This window comes from Kitasatospora sp. NPDC098652 (genome assembly GCF_044760155.1).
Taxonomy (GTDB): Bacteria; Actinomycetota; Actinomycetes; order Streptomycetales; family Streptomycetaceae; genus Kitasatospora.
The window spans coordinates 523,798-540,320 of sequence record NZ_JBIWAQ010000003.1; the positions used below are offsets into that span (position 1 = coordinate 523,798).

At 74.1% G+C, this 16,523-nt stretch carries 16 protein-coding genes and 2 pseudogenes; 9 read left to right on the plus strand and 9 right to left on the minus strand.

Annotated features, from left to right (window positions below):
- Positions 1 to 7: 7 nt before the first annotated feature.
- Together ACIQWA_RS10270 and ACIQWA_RS10275 are read right to left on the minus strand one after the other, a co-directional pair.
- Positions 8 to 670: a response regulator transcription factor gene (locus ACIQWA_RS10270; protein ID WP_360234324.1), complete on the minus strand. Its 663-nt coding sequence runs from the start codon at positions 668 to 670 to the stop codon at positions 8 to 10.
- Positions 667 to 1,857 carry a sensor histidine kinase gene (locus tag ACIQWA_RS10275; RefSeq protein WP_402480625.1) on the minus strand — a complete coding sequence of 397 codons (1,191 nt, stop codon included), beginning with the start codon at positions 1,855 to 1,857 and terminating at the stop codon, positions 667 to 669. The genes ACIQWA_RS10270 and ACIQWA_RS10275 overlap by 4 nt, the downstream gene beginning before the upstream one ends.
- A gap of 125 nt (positions 1,858 to 1,982) precedes the next feature.
- Here ACIQWA_RS10275 and ACIQWA_RS10280 point away from each other — a divergent pair, with 125 nt between their 5' ends.
- Positions 1,983 to 2,894 (plus strand): ABC transporter ATP-binding protein, encoded by a 912-nt coding sequence (locus ACIQWA_RS10280; RefSeq protein ID WP_402480628.1) that lies wholly within the window; start codon positions 1,983 to 1,985, stop codon positions 2,892 to 2,894.
- Positions 2,891 to 3,760, plus strand: coding sequence for an ABC transporter permease (locus ACIQWA_RS10285; protein WP_402480631.1), 870 nt, complete (start codon positions 2,891 to 2,893; stop codon positions 3,758 to 3,760). Before ACIQWA_RS10280 ends, ACIQWA_RS10285 begins: the two co-directional genes overlap by 4 nt.
- Here ACIQWA_RS10285 and ACIQWA_RS10290 read toward each other — a convergent pair.
- On the minus strand, positions 3,723 to 5,279 hold the full coding sequence (locus ACIQWA_RS10290; RefSeq protein ID WP_402480634.1) for an MFS transporter: 1,557 nt from the start codon (positions 5,277 to 5,279) through the stop codon (positions 3,723 to 3,725). The two genes, ACIQWA_RS10285 and ACIQWA_RS10290, sit on opposite strands and share 38 nt — an antisense overlap.
- Positions 5,280 to 5,471: 192 nt before the next feature.
- On the opposite strand from ACIQWA_RS10290, the gene ACIQWA_RS10295 reads away from it, so the two are divergent.
- The 4 genes from ACIQWA_RS10295 (at position 5,472) to ACIQWA_RS10310 (ending at position 8,541) form a co-directional block, all read left to right on the plus strand.
- The gene (locus ACIQWA_RS10295) at positions 5,472 to 7,541 is read left to right on the plus strand and encodes an MDR family MFS transporter (protein ID WP_402480638.1); all 2,070 of its coding nucleotides are present in this window, start codon (positions 5,472 to 5,474) and stop codon (positions 7,539 to 7,541) included.
- 28 nt (positions 7,542 to 7,569) lie between these two features.
- Positions 7,570 to 7,695 (plus strand): hypothetical protein, encoded by a 126-nt coding sequence (locus ACIQWA_RS10300; RefSeq protein WP_402480640.1) that lies wholly within the window; start codon positions 7,570 to 7,572, stop codon positions 7,693 to 7,695.
- Positions 7,696 to 7,775: 80 nt separating this feature from the next.
- Positions 7,776 to 7,934: a hypothetical protein gene (locus tag ACIQWA_RS10305; protein ID WP_402480642.1), complete on the plus strand. Its 159-nt coding sequence runs from the start codon at positions 7,776 to 7,778 to the stop codon at positions 7,932 to 7,934.
- A gap of 169 nt (positions 7,935 to 8,103) precedes the next feature.
- Positions 8,104 to 8,541, plus strand: coding sequence for a hypothetical protein (locus ACIQWA_RS10310; RefSeq protein WP_402480643.1), 438 nt, complete (start codon positions 8,104 to 8,106; stop codon positions 8,539 to 8,541).
- 19 nt (positions 8,542 to 8,560) lie between these two features.
- Here ACIQWA_RS10310 and ACIQWA_RS10315 read toward each other — a convergent pair whose 3' ends face one another.
- The 5 genes and pseudogenes from ACIQWA_RS10315 to ACIQWA_RS10335 form a co-directional block, all read right to left on the minus strand.
- On the minus strand, positions 8,561 to 9,226 hold the full coding sequence (locus ACIQWA_RS10315; RefSeq protein WP_402480645.1) for a 1-phosphofructokinase family hexose kinase: 666 nt from the start codon (positions 9,224 to 9,226) through the stop codon (positions 8,561 to 8,563).
- Positions 9,227 to 9,272: 46 nt separating this feature from the next.
- Positions 9,273 to 10,430 carry an RNA-guided endonuclease InsQ/TnpB family protein gene (locus ACIQWA_RS10320; RefSeq protein ID WP_402480647.1) on the minus strand — a complete coding sequence of 386 codons (1,158 nt, stop codon included), beginning with the start codon at positions 10,428 to 10,430 and terminating at the stop codon, positions 9,273 to 9,275.
- 146 nt (positions 10,431 to 10,576) lie between these two features.
- Positions 10,577 to 10,933, minus strand: a pseudogene (locus ACIQWA_RS10325) (PfkB family carbohydrate kinase); the annotation flags it as partial.
- Positions 10,930 to 11,958, minus strand: coding sequence for an ROK family protein (locus tag ACIQWA_RS10330; protein ID WP_402480649.1), 1,029 nt, complete (start codon positions 11,956 to 11,958; stop codon positions 10,930 to 10,932). The pseudogene ACIQWA_RS10325 and the gene ACIQWA_RS10330, both read right to left, overlap by 4 nt.
- 141 nt (positions 11,959 to 12,099) lie before the next feature.
- Entirely contained in the window at positions 12,100 to 13,143 is a 1,044-nt protein-coding gene (locus ACIQWA_RS10335) for a zinc-dependent alcohol dehydrogenase family protein (protein ID WP_402480650.1), read from the minus strand.
- A 109-nt stretch (positions 13,144 to 13,252) separates the two neighbouring features.
- Here ACIQWA_RS10335 and ACIQWA_RS10340 point away from each other — a divergent pair, with 109 nt between their 5' ends.
- Positions 13,253 to 14,170 (plus strand): LysR family transcriptional regulator, encoded by a 918-nt coding sequence (locus ACIQWA_RS10340; RefSeq protein ID WP_402480652.1) that lies wholly within the window; start codon positions 13,253 to 13,255, stop codon positions 14,168 to 14,170.
- A 34-nt stretch (positions 14,171 to 14,204) separates the two neighbouring features.
- Here ACIQWA_RS10340 and ACIQWA_RS10345 read toward each other — a convergent pair whose 3' ends face one another.
- Positions 14,205 to 15,254 carry an aldo/keto reductase gene (locus tag ACIQWA_RS10345; protein WP_402480654.1) on the minus strand — a complete coding sequence of 350 codons (1,050 nt, stop codon included), beginning with the start codon at positions 15,252 to 15,254 and terminating at the stop codon, positions 14,205 to 14,207.
- On the opposite strand from ACIQWA_RS10345, the pseudogene ACIQWA_RS10350 reads away from it, so the two are divergent.
- Positions 15,217 to 15,612, plus strand: a pseudogene (locus ACIQWA_RS10350) (TetR-like C-terminal domain-containing protein); the annotation flags it as partial. The gene ACIQWA_RS10345 and the pseudogene ACIQWA_RS10350 overlap by 38 nt on opposite strands.
- Positions 15,613 to 15,721: 109 nt before the next feature.
- Positions 15,722 to 16,423, plus strand: a complete 702-nt coding sequence (locus tag ACIQWA_RS10355; protein WP_402480656.1) for a C39 family peptidase — start codon at positions 15,722 to 15,724, stop codon at positions 16,421 to 16,423.
- The last annotated feature ends 100 nt before the right edge of the window (positions 16,424 to 16,523 follow it).

Below are 16,523 nucleotides of genomic sequence, written 5' to 3' on the forward strand. Positions count from 1 at the left end.
ATCCGGGTCAGCCGGGAACGGCGACCAGGCCCGCCTCGTAGGCGAGGATCACCAGTTGGACCCGGTCGCGAGCGTCCAGCTTGGCGAGCAGACGGGTCATGTAGGTCTTCACGGTGGCGATGCTGAGCACCAGTTCGGCGGCGATCTCGGTGTTGGACAGGCCCCGGCCGACCAGGGTGAGGATCTCCCGCTCCCGCTCGGTGATCACCTCCAGCCGCCGCGCGGCGGCGGCCGGTGCGGGCTTGGGCTGCTGGGCCGCGAACGCCCCGATCAGCCGCCGGGTGACGCTCGGGGCGATCAACGCCTCCCCCGCGGCCACCACCCGCACCGCGGCGAGGATGTCGTCCAGCGCCATGTCCTTGACCAGGAAGCCGGAGGCCCCGGCGCGCAGCGCCGCGTACACGTGCTCGTCCTCGTCGAAGGTGGTGAGCACCACGACCTTCGACGGCCCGCCGGCGGCGGTCACCTGCCGGGTGGCCTCGATGCCGTCGGTGCCCGGCATCCGGATGTCCATCACCACGACGTCCGGCCGCAGTTCGGCGGCCAGCCGGACGGCCTCGGCCCCGTCGCCCGCCTCGCCGACCACCTCGACGTCCGTCGTCTCGGTGATCACCATCTCCAACGCGGCCCGCACCAGCGGCTGGTCGTCGGCCAGCACCACCCGGATCATCGGCCGACCCCCGCGGGGACGGGCAGCCGGGCGGCGACCCGGAAGCCGCCGTCCGGGCGCGGCCCGGCCTCGAACTCGCCGTGCAGCAGGGCGACCCGCTCGCGCAGCCCAGCCAGGCCGAAGCCGCTGCCGGGCGTGTCGCCGTGGCCCCGGCCCCGGTCGGCGACCTCCACCCGGAGCTCCTCCGCCCGGCTGCGGTCGACGGTCACCAGGCACTCGGCGGCCCGCGCGTGCCGGACCACGTTGGTCACCGACTCCTGGATGATCCGGAACGCCGAGAGGTCGATCTCCGGTGGCAGCGGGCCCGGTTCGCCCGTGCGCCGCACCTCCACCCGCACCCCGGCCGCGGTGGTGGTCGCGGCCAGCCGGTCGAGGTCGGCCAGGCCCGCCGGGACGGTCTCGGACACCTCGCCGTCGGCCTGGCGCAGCGCGACCAGCATCCGGCGCAGCGCGGCCAGCGTCTCCCGGCCGGCCGCCTCGATCTCGCCCAGTGCCTGCTTGGCCCGCTCCGGCCGGCGGTCGATCACCCGGCGGGCCGCGCCGGCCTGGAGGGCCACGATGCCGATGCTGTGCGCGACGGTGTCGTGCATCTCCCGGGCGATCCGCAGCCGTTCGGCGGTCACCGCCTCGGCGGCGGCCCGGCTGCTCAGGGTCTCGGCGTGCTCCCGGTTCTGCCGCACCGAGCGCCCGGCCAGCCAGGCGACCAGGGCGAGCAGTGCGGCGCCGTCGGCCGAGCCGATGTGGGTGCCGGTGAAGATGCCGACGGTGTTGCCGTGCACCAGACCCATGTGCAGCACCAGGAAGAGCGCTGCCACGGCGAAGGCGGCGCGCGAACTGCGGCGCGGGGCATGGGCGGTGATCAGGAACAGTGCGACGTACACCGCCAGCAGGGCGGCCGGGGACACCTGGGTGTGGCCGGCCCAGCCGTCGGTCTCCGTCCAGGTGGCGATCAGCAGCACGACGACCGAGAGCACCGGCAGCCGGCGCACCAGCGCCGCGCCGACGAAGGCGATCGCGGTGTCGCCCAGGGTGAAGGCGAGACCGCCGTGCAGGGCGGCGCCGCGGTGCAGCGGGGTGGAGGCGCCGAGCAGCACGGCGGGGTAGGCGGCGGCCACACACCAGGCGAGGGCGACCCAGGCCTCGGGCGGGACACGCCGGATGAACGGGGGCGTAGGTGTCGCGGGCATGGTTCAAGATCGTAACGGCGGGGTCGGGCGCCGTCATCCAACCCTGGTTGTACGACCGGGGCCGACCCGTGGTGTCGACACCGGTCCGATGCGGCGGCCGGGGCTCCCCCGGCACTGTGGTGCCCATGATCGAAGTCATCGAACTGACCAAGCGATACGGCCGCCGCACGGCCGTCGACCGGCTGACCTTCACCGTGCGCCCCGGCCACGTCACCGGCTTCCTCGGCCCCAACGGCGCCGGGAAGTCCACCACCCTGCGGATGGTGCTGGGCCTGAACGCCCCCACCTCCGGCACCGCCACCGTGGGCGGCCGGGACTTCCGCGGCCTGCCGCGCGGCCTGCGCGAGGTCGGCGCCCTGCTGGACGCCGGGGACGTGCACGGCGGCCGCACCGGCGCCGCCCACCTGCGGGCGCTGGCCCTCGGCAACGCGATCCCGCGCCGACGGGTGGACGAGGTGCTCGCCGAGGTCGGCCTCGCCGACGCCGCCGGGCGCCGGATCGCCGGCTACTCGCTGGGCATGAAGCAGCGCCTGGGCATCGCCGGGGCCCTGCTCGGCGACCCGCCCGTACTGCTCTTCGACGAGCCGCTCAACGGCCTCGACCCCGAGGGCGTGCTCTGGGTGCGCGGACTGTTCCGCCGGCTCGCCGACGAGGGCCGCACCGTCTTCGTCTCCAGCCACATGATGGCCGAGATGGAGCACACCGCCGACCGGCTGGTGGTGATCGGCCGCGGCCGGCTGATCGCCGACGAGAGCCTCGCCGAGTTCGCCGCCCGGGCCGACCGCGCCGCCGTCAGCGTCCGCGCCGCCGAACCCGACCGGCTGACGGCCGTACTGCGGGCCGCCGGCGCCGCCGTCCGCCCCGGGCCGGACGGCGGCCTGGACGTGACCGGTCTCGACGCCGGGCGGATCGGCGAACTCGCCCTGGAACAGCGCCTGTTGCTCTACGGCCTGACCGAACGCGGCGCCTCCCTGGAGGAGGCCTTCATGCAACTGACCGCCGACAGCGTCGAATACCTCGCCGGAGACCCCCGTTGAACACCCCCCTGCGCTCCTCGACCGCCCTGCACTCCTCGACCCCCGCCCGATCCGCGGCCCCCGTCCGCCGGGCCCGCTTCGGCGACCTGCTCGCCGCCGAGTGGCTCAAGTTCTGGTCACTGCGCTCGATCCCCTGGGTGCTCGCCGTCGGCGCGCTGGTCATCCTCGCCGCCAATCTCAAGTCCGCCCAGTACACCCACGACCACTACACGCCCGGCGACGGCGCCCCGGCGACGATGAAGCAGGAGGCCCTGAACGTCTCCTTCATCACCGGCTCCGCAGACGTCGTGATGCTGCTCTCGGGCGGTCTCGGCGCGATCGTCATCGCGGGCGAGTACGCGACCGGCCTGATCCGCACCACCCTGGCCGCCGTCCCCGACCGCCGGGCCGTGCTGCTCGCCAAGGCGGGCGTGCTGACGGCCGTCCTGCTCGGCTTCGGCATCGGCACCGCGGGCCTGTCCTTCGCCCTCACCCAGGCGATGCTGGCCGACCAGGGCATCGGACAGTCGATCACCGACCCGACGGCACTGCGGTACGTGGCGGCGGCCGCGCTGTTCGCCCCGGTCTGCGGACTGGTCGGGCTCTGCCTCGGCACCCTGATCCGGCACAGCGCGGGCGCGGCGGTGGGCACCATCGTGCTGCTGTTCTTCCTGCCCTCCGTCGTCACCGAGCGCTACCGCTGGAGCGCCGACCTCCTGCACGCCCTGCCCTTCTCGGCCTGGGGGCGCCTCGCCCGCACCACCCTGGCCGGGATGCGCCCCACCGACTACCCCGCGACCGTCGCCGGCGCCTGGACCACGTACGCGGTGTGGGCGCTGGCCTCGGTGCTCATCGCGGTGGCGGTGATCCGGCGCCGCGACCACTGACGGCGCCGTGACCACCGCCCGGTCCGGCCTCCCGCCGGCCCGCCCACTGGTCGGCGAGGGCGACCAGCAGGGCCGCCAGGACCAGACCGGCCGCGACCGTGACGCCCAGTTGGAAGGCGAGCGCCCAGTCCGGGTGGCGTCCGGAGGCGTGGGCGAAGAAGACCGAACCGACGACGGCGATGCCGACCGCCGAGCCCACCCGCTGGGCGGTCTGCAGGACGCCGCCGGCGCTGCCCGCGCGGGCGAGCGGGACGTGCTGGAGCGTGAGGGTCTGGTTCGGGGCGATCACCAGACCGCTGCCCACCCCGGCGACCAGCAGAGGACCCACCGTCGCCCAGCCGACCGACTGCCCCGACCACAGCTGCACCGCCAGAGCCGAGGCCAGCAGGCCGACCAGCACCAGCAGCAGCCCGAGCACCACCAGCCGCCGGCCGAGCCGGCCCACCAGCCGCCCACCCACCGGCGCCGCCACGCCCGAACCGACCGCGAAGGGGGTGATCGCCAGGCCCGCCGTCAGGGCCGAGTAGTGCAGGCCCGCCTGGAGGTAGAGCGTGAAGATGAAGAAGATCGCGGTGAACCCGGCGAAGTACACCAGCGACAGCAGCACCCCCGCCGCGTACGGCCGCACCGCGAACAGCGCCATGCTGACCAGCGGTTCGCGCCGCCGGGCGTCCTGCCGCTCCCCCGCGTAGTGGCGCTCCCAGCCGACGAAGGCCGTCAGCAGCAGCACCGCCAGCGGCAGCAGCAGCCAGCGCGCCGGGCCGTGCCACTGCTGCTCCTGGACGAAGGGCAGCAGCAGGGCGACCGTCCCCGCGCCGAGCAGCAGCACCCCGAGCGGGTCGAAGTCCCGGTGCCCGGCCCGCTCGGCGGCCGGGCGGGGCGGCGGCAGCAGCCGGTAGGCGACCGGCAGGGCGGCCAGGCCGATCGGCAGGTTGACCAGGAACACCCAGCGCCAGCCGTCCTGCGGGCCGAACAGGTGGATCAGCAGCCCGCCCAGCAGCGGCCCGACGGCGGTGGACAGCCCGATGGTCGCGCCCAGCGCGCCGAAGGCCCGGCCGCGTTCGGGGCCCTGGAACAGGGTCTGGATGAAGCCGGACACCTGCGGCACCAGCACCCCGCCGGCCGCGCCCTGGAACAGCCGGGCCAGCACCAGCCACTCCTGGTCCTGGGCCGCCCCGGCCAGCGCGCTGGCCGCGGTGAACAGGGCGAGTCCGGTGAGGAAGACGGCCCGTCGGCTGCGGGCGTCGCCGAGCCGCCCGGCGGGGACGAGCACCAGGCCGAAGGCCAGCGCGTAGCCGCTGAGCACCCACTGCAGGCCGCTGTCGGACATGTGCAGTCCGGCCCGGACGGTGGGCAGGGCGACGTTCACGATGCTGACGTCCAGCAGGGTCATGAACCCGGCGACCAGGCAGACCGTCAGCGCCCGCCAGCGCCGCACCTCGGCCCGCCCGCCGACGGCGGAGGCGCCGGGCGGCTGCGGGCACGGGCGCTCCGCGTCGCGGGCGGGTGGGGCGGTCATGGGGAGCCTCCTCCCGGCGCCCGGGGGCTGGTCCCGGCTCTGCTCCGGCCCATCCTCACCTGGGCCGAACCCCGCCGCCACCCGAACCCCGGCCGACGCCGGGCGACGCCGGGTGGCCCCGGGCGCGAGGGGTGCTCACCCGAACGGACGAACCGGATCGCGACCGGCCACCACGCCCCCGAGGCTGGCGGCATGACCGTCGCCACCGAGACCCAGCCCTCCGCCCCGCCGGTGCTCGACGTACGGCAGCGGAACGTCGTCTTCGCCACCATCGTGCTCGGCATGCTGCTCGCCGCCCTCGACCAGACCATCGTCGGCACCGCGCTGCCCACCATCGTCTCGGACCTCGGCGGCGCCGCCCACATGTCCTGGGTGGTGACCTCCTACCTGCTGGCCGAGACGGTGGCCACCGTGCTGGCGGGCAAGTTCGGCGACCTGTACGGGCGCAAGCTGATCTTCCAGGTCTCGGCGATCGTCTTCGTCGGCGGCTCGTTCCTGTGCGGCCTGTCCACCAACATGACCCTGCTGATCTCCTGGCGGGCGGTGCAGGGCATCGGCGCGGGCGGGCTGATGGTCACCGCCATGGCGCTGATCGCGGACGTCATCCCGTTGCGCGAACGCGGCAAGTACCAGGGCGCGATCGGTGCGGTGTTCGGCCTGGCCACCGTCATCGGGCCGCTGCTGGGCGGGCTGTTCACCGACCACCTGTCCTGGCGCTGGGCGTTCTACGTGAACGTGCCGATCGCCGTCGTCGTGGTGATCGCGGCCGCCCGGACCATCCCCTCGGTGCGCTCGGCGGTACGGCCGGTGATCGACTACCTGGGCATCGCCCTGGTCTCGGTCGGCGCCAGCGCCCTGATCCTGGCGACCAGTTGGGGCGGCAACCAGTACGCCTGGGGCTCCGGGGTGATCATCGCCCTGTTCGTCGGCGGCGCGGTCGCGCTCGGACTGTTCTGCTGGGCGGAGACCCGGGCCGCCGAACCGATGCTGCCGATGCGGCTGTTCCGCAACCCGGTGTTCGCGGTCTGCTCGGTGCTCAGCTTCATCGTCGGCTTCGCGATGCTCGGCGCGCTGACCTTCCTGCCGACCTTCCTCCAGTACGTGGACGGCGACTCGGCGACCGTCTCCGGCGTGCGGATGCTGCCGATGGTGATCGGCCTGCTGATCGCCTCGATCGCCAGCGGCAACGTGGTCAGCAAGACCGGCAAGTACCGGCTGTTCCCGATCGCCGGCACCCTGGTGATGGCCGTCGGCCTCTACCTGCTGTCCCGGCTCGAACCCGGCACCGGCACCGCGCTGGCCTCGCTCTACATGTTCGTGCTCGGCGTCGGCATCGGGCTGAGCATGCAGGTGCTGACCATCGCCGTGCAGAACACCGTCGACTACGCCGACCTCGGCACCGCCACCTCCGGGGTGACCTTCTTCCGCACCATCGGCAGCTCCTTCGGCACCGCCGTGTTCGGCACCATCTACGCCAACGGCCTCAAGACCGAACTGGCCGAGGGCGTCGCCGCCTCCGCCCGGCTCACCGGCGCCGACCCGGCCGTCCTGGTGCACGCCGCCGGGAGCCCGCAGGGCCTGCACAAGCTGCCCGCCGAACAGGCCGCGCCGATCATCCAGTCGTACTCGGACGCCCTGCACACCGTGTACCTGTGGACCATCCCGGTGGCCGTGGTCGGCTTCGTGGTCGCACTGTTCCTCAAGCAGGTGCAACTGCGCGACACCACCCGGGCCGGCTCCACCGACATGGGCGAGGGCTTCGCCCAGCCGACCACCAGCGACTCCGACCCGCACCTGGAGTACGCCGTCGGCAAGATCGTGCGCGGGGTCGACCTGGACACCGTGCGGACCATCGTCGGCGACGCCGACACCCGCGTCGACCTCGCCGGAGCCTGGGCCCTGATGGAGGTGGCCGGCCACACCAAGGCCCTCGGCCACGCCTCCCTCGACCTCATCGCCACCCGCAAGAAGCTGCCGCCCGAGGTCCTCGAACCGGTCTTCGACCGGATGGCCGCCGAGGGCTACCTCACCCGCGACGGCGACCGCCTCACCCACACCGAGGCCGGCACCCAGGAGGTCCGCGCCCTCGCCCGCGCCTGGTCCGGCTGGCTCAACGCCCGCCTCGACGCCGATGCCGGCCGCCCCCGCAGCCCCCAACTCCGCACCGCCGCCGACGCCATCGCCTGGCGCCTCCTCATCGAGGACCTCGCCAACGGAGTCCCGGCCACCGCCCGCCCGAAGGACAACGCCGAGGTCCGATGAGGGCCGCCCGACGGCCGGCCCCGGCTCCGTGCCGTGTCCCGGGCCCGGCTCCCCTCCGGCCAACCGCAATCCGGTGCTGCACGCCTTCCGCGCCGAACTCGACGCCGCCGCAGCGGAGATCGGTTCGCTGCTGGAGCGGCGCCGGGCGGGCTGAACCCCGCCTTTCCCTGTGCCGCGAGCTGCTGGTGTGTCATGCTTCTGCCGTCAGTATCCATTTCAGCTGATTGGACTCCGATGACCCGCCGGATATCCGCCCTCCTGATCGCCGCCGCCGCCCTGCTGTCCCTCGGGGCCGCCTACGGCCAGCACACCGCGCCCCGTACCGCCACCGTCGCCGAGGCGCCCGCCAGTACCGCCGGCGGCCACACCGCCCAGCGCTCCGAGCACCACTGACCGACGCGGAGCACCGCCGCGCGGGCCCCGGTCGGCCCGCCACCGCGCACCGCCACCCGTCCAGGCCGACCACGCCACGTCCGCCGGCCGGGCGGCAGCTACGCTGGCCACCCGTTTCGGCGAGTTGGGAGATCAGGGCATGCCGGGGAGAGCGTCGACGGATGATGCCGTGCACCTGTTGCAGGACGAGTTGCAGGCCGGGCAGCGTGCGGTCGCCGATCTGAACACGGAGGACGCCTGGTCGGCGTTCCTCCGTTTCGGCCGGGCCCGCTTCGACACCCCGGACACACCTGACGCCGACGGGCTGCTCTTCCAGTACGGCACCTACTCGTTCGATGGCCCGCCGACGTTCTCGCTGGACCTCACGCGGCAGTTCGAGATCAACGACAGCAGCGGCGATCACCACCACTACCTGCAGGTCCACTGCGAACTCCGGTATGACTCCGCCGCACCCTTGAGCGCCCTGGGCAGCTTCGAGTCGTGGTTCTTCCACGACACCGAAGACGATCTCGATCAGTGGGCCGAGGGGCTGACCGGTCGAGGGGCCTGGGCGGTCGTCCGCGAGCACAGGCCGGTGGAGATCAGGGTCTACCGAGAGCAGGTATGACCGGAACCGGACCGACCGTTCACGCGGGGTGCGGTCCTCCTTCCGGGCCGGGGGACGGGGTTCGGGTGGGGGTCGGCCCGGGCGGGTGGACGGGTTCGACCCGGACGAGCGGCCGCAGCCGGCTCCGGTCGGCCGGGTCGAAGCTCCCGGCGAGCGGCGCGAGCACGGTCGCCGCGGACAGGGCGACGGCCTCGGCCAGCCGCTCCGGCCATGGGGTCCCGGCGACCAGGCCCGCGGTGAGCGCGGCCACCGCCGAGTCGCCGGCGCCGGTCGGGTTGCCGCGCGCGTCCTCGGGTGGGCGGGCACGCCAGTCGCCCTCCGGCGTGCTGGCGAGCAGCCCGCCGGGGCCGAGGGACACGACGACGGCTCGGGCACCGGCGGCGCGCAGCAGCCGGGCGCCGGTGAGCGGGTCCACCGGGCCCGCCGTCGCGGCGAGTTCGGCCGCGTTGGGCTTGATCAGTGCCGGGCCGGCGGCCAGTCCGGCGAGCAGGGCGGGCCCCTCGGCGTCGAGGACGGCGGGCACCCGCGCCTCTACGGCGAGGGCGACCAACTGCCCGTAGGCGTCCGGCGGCACGCCGAGGGGCAGCGAGCCGGACAGCACGACGGCCCGGGCGGTGCGCAGCAGTCGGCGGTAGCGGACGGTCAACGACCCGGCCCTGAAAGGACCGGGCTTGAGGTTAACCATGTGTCCGATGAGTCGCCCCACCGGTGGTCACCTCGTCTCAGCAGCGCTAGACGCTGCCGGGGCGGTTGACTGCGCCCCGCTGCCACGCATCAGCCGCGCGGTGGCGGATGTTGCGGGAGCCGTTGATGTCCGCGTGCATGGTCGTCCCGCAGGCACGGCACGCGAACGTCGCTTGATCCACTCGGTTCTGTCTGTGGGTGTGCCAGCAAACGGAGCACTGACGGGAGGTGTAGGCCGGGTTGACGTGCACGACCGGGACTCCGACGCGCTGGGCCTTGTACTCCACGAAGGCTCCGAGCTGGGCGAACGCCCAGGAGTGGAGGCGGTACCGCTGGTCGTGCTTGGCCTTGACCCTCTCGCGGATGCCCGTGAGGTCTTCCAGGGCGATCCCGCGAGAGGCGCGTTCAGCGGTGGTGACGATGGTCTTGGAGATGCGGTGGTTGGTGTCGGTGGCGAACCGCTGCTCACGGCGGCGGATCGCCTTCAACCGGCGCTTGGCGTTCTTGGTCTTCTTTGCCTGCAACTTGGCGGTCAGGGCGCGCATGCGCTTGCGGTAGCGCTCCAGACGGCGCCCGGACATGACCGTGCCGTCGGAGGTGGTGGCGATGTTGACGATCCCAAGGTCCACCCCGAGCCAACCGGCCGGTTCGCGGACCGCAGGTTCGGGGATGTCGCAGGTCGCGAACAGGTACCAGGACCCATCGCGAAACACCAGATCGGATTCGCCCTGCCGGTGGTCGGCAATCATCTTGAGCGTGTCCGGAGAGCAGCGGAACCCGATGCCCTTCAACCGCCGGGCCATTGTCCAGATGGACACGGTCTTCGTGTCGGTGTTCCACGTCAGCATCCGGTCATCGAAGGGCTGCGCCGCATCGTCACGGAAGCTGATCGGCTTGGACTCGGCCTTGTTCCGTCGCTTCGACCCTTTCGGCCCCAGGTTCCCGGCCTTGAGGTTCGCCCGCAACGTGGCGTAGGCGTCGCACACCTTCTTCACCGACCTGACAGCGGCCTGCGCTCCCAGGTGGTATTCGTTCTTGACGTGTCGGTACACCAGCGGCTGCAAGCCGTTGCGCCGGATCTCCTTCTTCTCGAAAGCGACGCGAGAGATGTGGTTCGCGGCCCGGTTGCACGCGCGTAGCGTCGCGGCAAGCGCGTCGGCCTGATACGGCGACGGCTCCAGCTTCACCCGGGCAACGATCTTCACGCGAAAGAACGTAGTTCCCGCAAAATCGAAAACTCAAATCGGGAGGTCAGAGCACACGGAAGAGAACTCCGCCGCTTCGCGGCTCCGATCCAAGGAGCCGATTCCTCCCGGGGCTGAAGCCCCGGGCCTCCTCGGCAGAATCAGGTGAAGTCGGACCACTCCTCGGCGGTGACGGAGGGGCCGGGTTCCAGGTAGACGGTCGCGTCGCCGGTGGCGTCCTCGACCACGGCGACGGTGCGCCGGGTGGCGCCCGCGATCGGGAGGAGTTCGTCGCGCAGCCCGGCGGCCGCGAGGTCGGCCCGCAGGGCCTGCCCGGTGGCGCCGCCGACCAGGCCGGTGACCACGGTGTGGTGACCGAGCGCGGCGAGCACCCGGGCGACGTTGACGCCCTTGCCGCCGGCCCGTTCGGTGACGGTCCCGACCCGGTTGCTGCCGTGCCGGGCCACCCGGTCGAGACGGTAGGTGACGTCCACGGCGGCGTTGAGGGTGACGGTGAGGATCACGACGCGCCTCCGGGCAACGAGGCGTGGACGAACGGGCCCCCGGTCGGCACGTCCCCGGTCGGCACGTCCCCCGCCGGCAGGTCCCCGGCCGACAACTCCCGGGCCAACAGATCCCGGGCCAGCAGGGCCGCACCGAGGCAGCCCGCGCTGCGGCCGTGTTCGGCCGCGACCAGCCGGGGCGGGGTACGGAACGCCAGCCGCTCGGCGAGTGCCGTGCCCAGGGGGGTGAGGAGGGCCGCCCCGGCCCGGGCGAGGCCGCCGCCGATCACGATCCGCTCCGGGTCGAGCAGAGCGGTGGTGGCGGCCAGGCCGTCGGCGAGGGCCGCCACCGCCTCGGCCCAGACCTGGGCGGCGACGGGCTCGCCGGCCGTCGCCCGCCGGTGTACGTCCTCGGCACCGAGGTCCGGGGCGCCGGTGAGCCGAGCGTGGCGGCGGGAGATCGCGGAGGCGGAGGCGACGGTCTCCAGGCAGCCCCGGCCGCCGCAGGCACAGCGCTCGCCGCCGGGCCGTACGACCAGGTGGCCGAGTTCGCCCGCGATGCCGCGCGCGCCGCTCTGTGGGCGGCCGCCGGTCACCACGGCGGCGGCGATGCCCGTGCCGACGGGGACGAAGACGAAGGAGTCGCTGCCGCGCCCGGCGCCGAGGCGGGCCTCGGCGAGGCCGCCGGCCCGGACGTCGTGGCCGAACGCGACCGGGAGGCCGAGGTGTTCGGCCACCCGGTCGCGGATCGGGAGGTCGTGCCAGTCGAGGTTGACCGCCTTGACCACGGTGCCCGCGGTCTCGTCGACCAGGCCGGGCGCGACGACGCCGACGGCCCTGGGCGGGGCTCCGGCCCGCCGGGCCAGCTCGGCGAGTTCGGCGGCGCAGCCGAGCACGGTGTCGAGGACGGCGCCGCCGCCGCGGGCGGGCCGGGTGGACCGGCGCTCGCTGCGCAGGACCGTTCCGTCCTCCGCCACCACGGCGCCCTTGATCTCGGTGCCGCCGATGTCCAGGGCGATAACGTTCCCGGCGGCGATGTGGCCCATCGATCCCCCTGCTCGAATCTGCAATGAATTGCTTGAAGCTGAGCAGAAGATAGGGCAGTCGATCAACTTTGAACAAGAGGGCGGAGGGCGATCCGGCGATCGCGGCACCACACGACCCGACCGCCCCCGGGGCGACTTGGCTCAGAAGGCGATGCGGACCTTGAGCGCCGAACGCTCGTCCATCGCCCGGTAGCCGTCGGGGACGCCGTCGAGATCCACCGTGCGGTCGAAGACCGCGCCGGGGTCGATCGCGCCGGAGAGCACGTCCGGCAGCAGCTCGGGGATGTAGGCGCGAGCCGGGGCGACGCCGCCGGCCAGGGAGACGTTCCGGTCGAACATCTGCGAGATGTCCACACCGGCCGAGCCGCCGTGCGGCACGCCGACGTAGCCGACCGTCCCGCCGTCGCGGGCGATGGAGAGGGCGGTCCGCATCGACTCCTCCGTGCCGACGGCCTCCAGCACGGCGTGCGCGCCGAGCCCGCCGGTCAGCTCCCGGACCGCCTCGACGGCGGCCTCGCCGCGCTCGGCGACGACGTCGGTGGCGCCGAAGTCGCGGGCGATCGCGGTGCGGCGCTCATGCCGGCCGAGCGCGATGATCCGCCCGGCGCCCAGCCGGTGGGCGGCGAGCACGCCGCACAGTCCGACCGCGCCGTCGCCGACCACGGCGACGGTGGCACCAGGGCGGACCCGGGCGGAGACCGCGGCGTGGTGGCCGGTGCTCATCACGTCGGAGAGGGCGAGCAGGCCGGGCAGCAGCTTCTCCTCACCGGCGGCCTCCCGGGGCAGCCGGACCAGGGTGCCGTCGGCGAACGGCACCCGGACGGCCTCGCCCTGGCCGCCGTCGGAGCCGACCTGGCCCCAGAAGCCGCCCTCGGGGCAGGAGGTGTGCAGGCCCTCCCGGCAGAACTCGCAGGTGCCGTCCGACCAGACGAACGGGGCGAGCACGAAGTCGCCCGGCGTGAAGCCGGTCACCTCGACGCCGACCGCCTCGACCACGCCCAGGAACTCGTGGCCGATCCGCTGCCCGGGGACCCGGGCGGCGACGCCCCGGTACGCCCACAGGTCGCTGCCGCAGATGCAGGCGTTGACCACCCGCACCACCGCGTCGGTGGGCCGCCGGACCACCGGGTCGGGCACCTCCTCGATCCGGATGTCGTTGGGGCCGTGGATCACGGTGGCACGCACGAAGACACTCCCTTACTGCTCGGGGACTGGGGTCGGGGCAGTCAGGTTCGCCGTCCGCCCGCCTCCGCGTCCAGCTACATCTCCTACAGCAGGCCCTTAAGCTGGACTGATGCTCGACGTCCGACGGCTCGTCCTCCTGCGCGACCTGGAGGCGCACGGCACGGTGACCGCCGTGGCCGAACTCCACCGCGTCACGCCCTCCGCCGTCTCCCAGCAGCTGCGGCTGCTGGAGGAGGAGGCCGGTACCGCGCTGCTGGAGCGCACCGGACGCTCCGTCCACCTCACCGCGGCCGGGCACCGGCTGGCCGCGGACACCGGGGCGGTGCTCGCGGCGCTCGAGGAGGCCCGGGAACGGCTGCGCACCGGCGCCGGGGAACCGACCGGCCCGGTGCACCTCGCCTGCTTCCCGAGCGCGCTCGTCCCGCTCGCGGCCCCGCTCGGCGAGGCCCTGGAGCGCGCCCACCGCGGCCTGGAGGTGCACATCACCGAGGCCGAACCCGAGGCCGCCGTACGGCTGTTGCTCCAGCGCCGGGCCGATGTCGCGCTCGTCTACCGCTACACCAACCTCGCCGCGCCCCCGCACCCCGGCATCGAGACCCGCACCCTGCGGACCGACCCGCTGGTCGCGGTGCTGCGGGCCGACCACCCGGCCGCCGCCCCGGCGACGGCCGCGGGCGGCGCGGGGACACCGGTCGACCTGCGGGAGCTCGCGGACACCTCGTGGATCACCGCCCCGCCGCAGACCCCCTGCGGGGACGCCGTGCTCCAGGCCTGCCGCTCGGCCGGCTTCACCCCGCGGGTACGGCACACCTGCACCGACTTCGCCGCCATGACCGCCCTCGCCGCGAGCGGCGGCCACACCGTGCTCATCCCCCGGCTCGCCACCGACCGCCTGCCGCCGTCGCTGACCGTACGGCCGGTGTCGGACGCCACGCTCACCCGCACGATCGAGACCGCGGTCCGCCAGGGCACGGCCCACCAGCCGACGATCGCCGCCTGCCTCGAAGCCGCCGCCCGGCTGGGCTGAACACGGCGGCCGCTGGAGAACGGCCCCGGCGGGATCAGCCCACGAGCGGCGGGTTGAGGCGGGCGAAGGCCTCCTGGCGGCGGTACGGGAAGTACGGGTAGGGCGCGGTGCGGGCGCTGGCGGCGTCCAGGCGGGCGACCTGCTCCGGGGTCAGCGACCAGCCCACGGCGCCGAGGTTCTGCCGCAGCTGCTCCTCGTTGCGGGCGCCGATGATGACGGAGGAGACGGTCGGGCGCCGCAGCAGCCAGTTGATCGCCACCTGGGGGACGCTGCGGCCGGTCTCGGCGGCGACCTCGTCCAGGGCGTCGACCACCCGGAACAGCAGCTCCTCCTCGACCGGCGGGCCGTAGTCGGCGGTGTCGTGCAGCCGGCTCCCGGCCGGGAGCGGCTCGCCGCGGCGGATCCGGCCGGTGAGGCGGCCCCAGCCGAGCGGGCTCCAGACCAGGGCGCCGACGCCCTCCTGTTCGGCGAGCGGCATCAGCTCCCACTCGTAGTCGCGGCCGACCAGGGAGTAGTAGACCTGGTGGGCGGCGTAGCGGGGGCGGCCGTGGCGCTCGGCCAGGTCGAGGGACTTCATCAGCTGCCAGCCGGAGAAGTTGGAGACGCCGGTGTAGCGGATCTTGCCCGCGCGGACCAGGTCCTCCAGGGTGGCCAGCACCTCCTCGATCGGGGTGGCGGCGTCGTAGGCGTGCAGCTGGAAGAGGTCGAGGTGGTCGGTGTCGAGGCGGCGCAGCGCGTCCTCGACGGAGCGGACCAGCCGGGCCCGGGAGGTGCCGGCGTCCTGGGGGCCGTCGCCGAGCGGCAGGCCGGCCTTGGTGGAGATCAGCACCTGGTCGCGGCGGCCGCGCAGGGCCTGGCCGAGCACCTCCTCGGCGGCGCCGTCGGAGTAGACGTCGGCGGTGTCGAAGAGGGTGACCCCGGCGTCGAGGGCGATGTCGAGCAGGCGGCGGGCCTGCTGGACGTCGGTGCTGCCCCAGGCGCCGAACAGCGGGCCGCGGCCGCCGAAGGTGCCGGTCCCGAGGCTGAGGGCGGGGACCTTGAGGCCGGAGCAGTCCCTGCCGCGCACCCACAGCGGCTCGCTCACCGAGGACCTGCGGGCCAACGCCCGACTGGTCCGGCGCACCCTGGCCGACCCCCGGCAGGGCGCGCTGTTCCGCGCCGTCCTGGTGGCCGCCAACGGCGACCCGGGCACGGCCGAGGCACTGCGGCACTTCTACCGGCGCCGGGTCGAGGAGTGGGCGCCGTGCGTCACCGAGGCCGTCGAACGCGGCGAACTCCCGCCCGACACCGACCCGTTCGAGGTGATCCGGGCCGTCTCCGCGCCGCTCTACTACCGGATGCTCACCACCGCCGAGCCGCTGGACGAGGCCGCCGCCGACCGTGCCGCGGCAGCCGCCGAGGCCGCCGCCCGGGCGGGGGCGTACCGGCGGGCCGCGGGCTGAGCCGGTCAGCCGGTCAGCCGGTCAGCCGGGAGCCCCGACGCATACGGTCCGTCACCTGATCGTCGCCCACCGGCTGCGGAGCGCGACCATCCTTCGTAGCGTCATGCCCATGTCGATCACCTCACGCGCGCGGGCGACCTGGCTCGCCGTTCTGACCACCGCGACCCTGACCACCACGAGCCTGGCGGCGGGCGCCGGCCCCGTGTCGGCCGCGCCCGCCGCCCCCGCCGCCGCCTCCGTGCCGTACTACGAGCAGCAGCTCGGCAACGACTGCGAGGCGGCCGCCCTGCGCATGCTCCTCGCCGCGCGCGGCGTGACCGCCGACGACCAGCAGATCCTGGACCGGATCGGCGTCGACCGGGACCACCCCGAGTTCGGCCACTCCGGCCCGCGCTCCGGCGACCCCTACGAGGCCTTCGTCGGCGACCCGGACGGCTCCGAGACGGCCGGCACCGGCTTCGGCGTCTACTCCCCGCCCGTCGCCAAGGCCGCCCGCTCGTACGGGCTCACCGTGCGCCAGGACGGCTCGGGCATCTCCGTCCAGCAGCTCAAGGACGAGCTGGCCGCCGGCCACCCGGCGGTCGTCTGGGTGGACTACCTCTGGCGGCACCTCCGGAGCACCACCTACACGGCCTACGACGGGCGGAGCGTGCTGTACGCCGGGCCGGCCGAGCACACCGTCGTGGTCACCGGGTTCAGCGGCGGCAGGGTGTCGCTCAACGACCCCGCGCGGGGCCGGACGACCGTCTCCGAGGACGACTTCGCCGACGGCTACGCCACCTACGGGCACATGGCGGTGGTCATCGGCTGAGCGGCGCCTGCGCAGCCTGTGAGCGATGTATGAGTTTTTGGCAAGAACCCGGCTCCGACCGCCACCGGTGGCGCGTTCCCCCAGGTCAACCCCCGATACT

Excerpts from the sequence above, each read along its gene's own strand:
- ACIQWA_RS10355 (WP_402480656.1), top strand. The coding sequence starts at position 15,722 with ATGTCGATCACCTCACGCGCGCGGGCGACCTGGCTCGCCGTTCTGACC.
- ACIQWA_RS10330 (WP_402480649.1), bottom strand. The coding sequence starts at position 11,958 with ATGGGCCACATCGCCGCCGGGAACGTTATCGCCCTGGACATCGGCGGC.
- ACIQWA_RS10275 (WP_402480625.1), bottom strand. The coding sequence starts at position 1,857 with ATGCCCGCGACACCTACGCCCCCGTTCATCCGGCGTGTCCCGCCCGAG.
- ACIQWA_RS10290 (WP_402480634.1), bottom strand. The coding sequence starts at position 5,279 with ATGACCGCCCCACCCGCCCGCGACGCGGAGCGCCCGTGCCCGCAGCCG.
- ACIQWA_RS10315 (WP_402480645.1), bottom strand. The coding sequence starts at position 9,226 with ATGGTTAACCTCAAGCCCGGTCCTTTCAGGGCCGGGTCGTTGACCGTC.
- ACIQWA_RS10340 (WP_402480652.1), top strand. The coding sequence starts at position 13,253 with ATGCTCGACGTCCGACGGCTCGTCCTCCTGCGCGACCTGGAGGCGCAC.
- ACIQWA_RS10295 (WP_402480638.1), top strand. The coding sequence starts at position 5,472 with ATGACCGTCGCCACCGAGACCCAGCCCTCCGCCCCGCCGGTGCTCGAC.
- ACIQWA_RS10280 (WP_402480628.1), top strand. The coding sequence starts at position 1,983 with ATGATCGAAGTCATCGAACTGACCAAGCGATACGGCCGCCGCACGGCC.
- ACIQWA_RS10270 (WP_360234324.1), bottom strand. The coding sequence starts at position 670 with ATGATCCGGGTGGTGCTGGCCGACGACCAGCCGCTGGTGCGGGCCGCG.
- ACIQWA_RS10305 (WP_402480642.1), top strand. The coding sequence starts at position 7,776 with ATGACCCGCCGGATATCCGCCCTCCTGATCGCCGCCGCCGCCCTGCTG.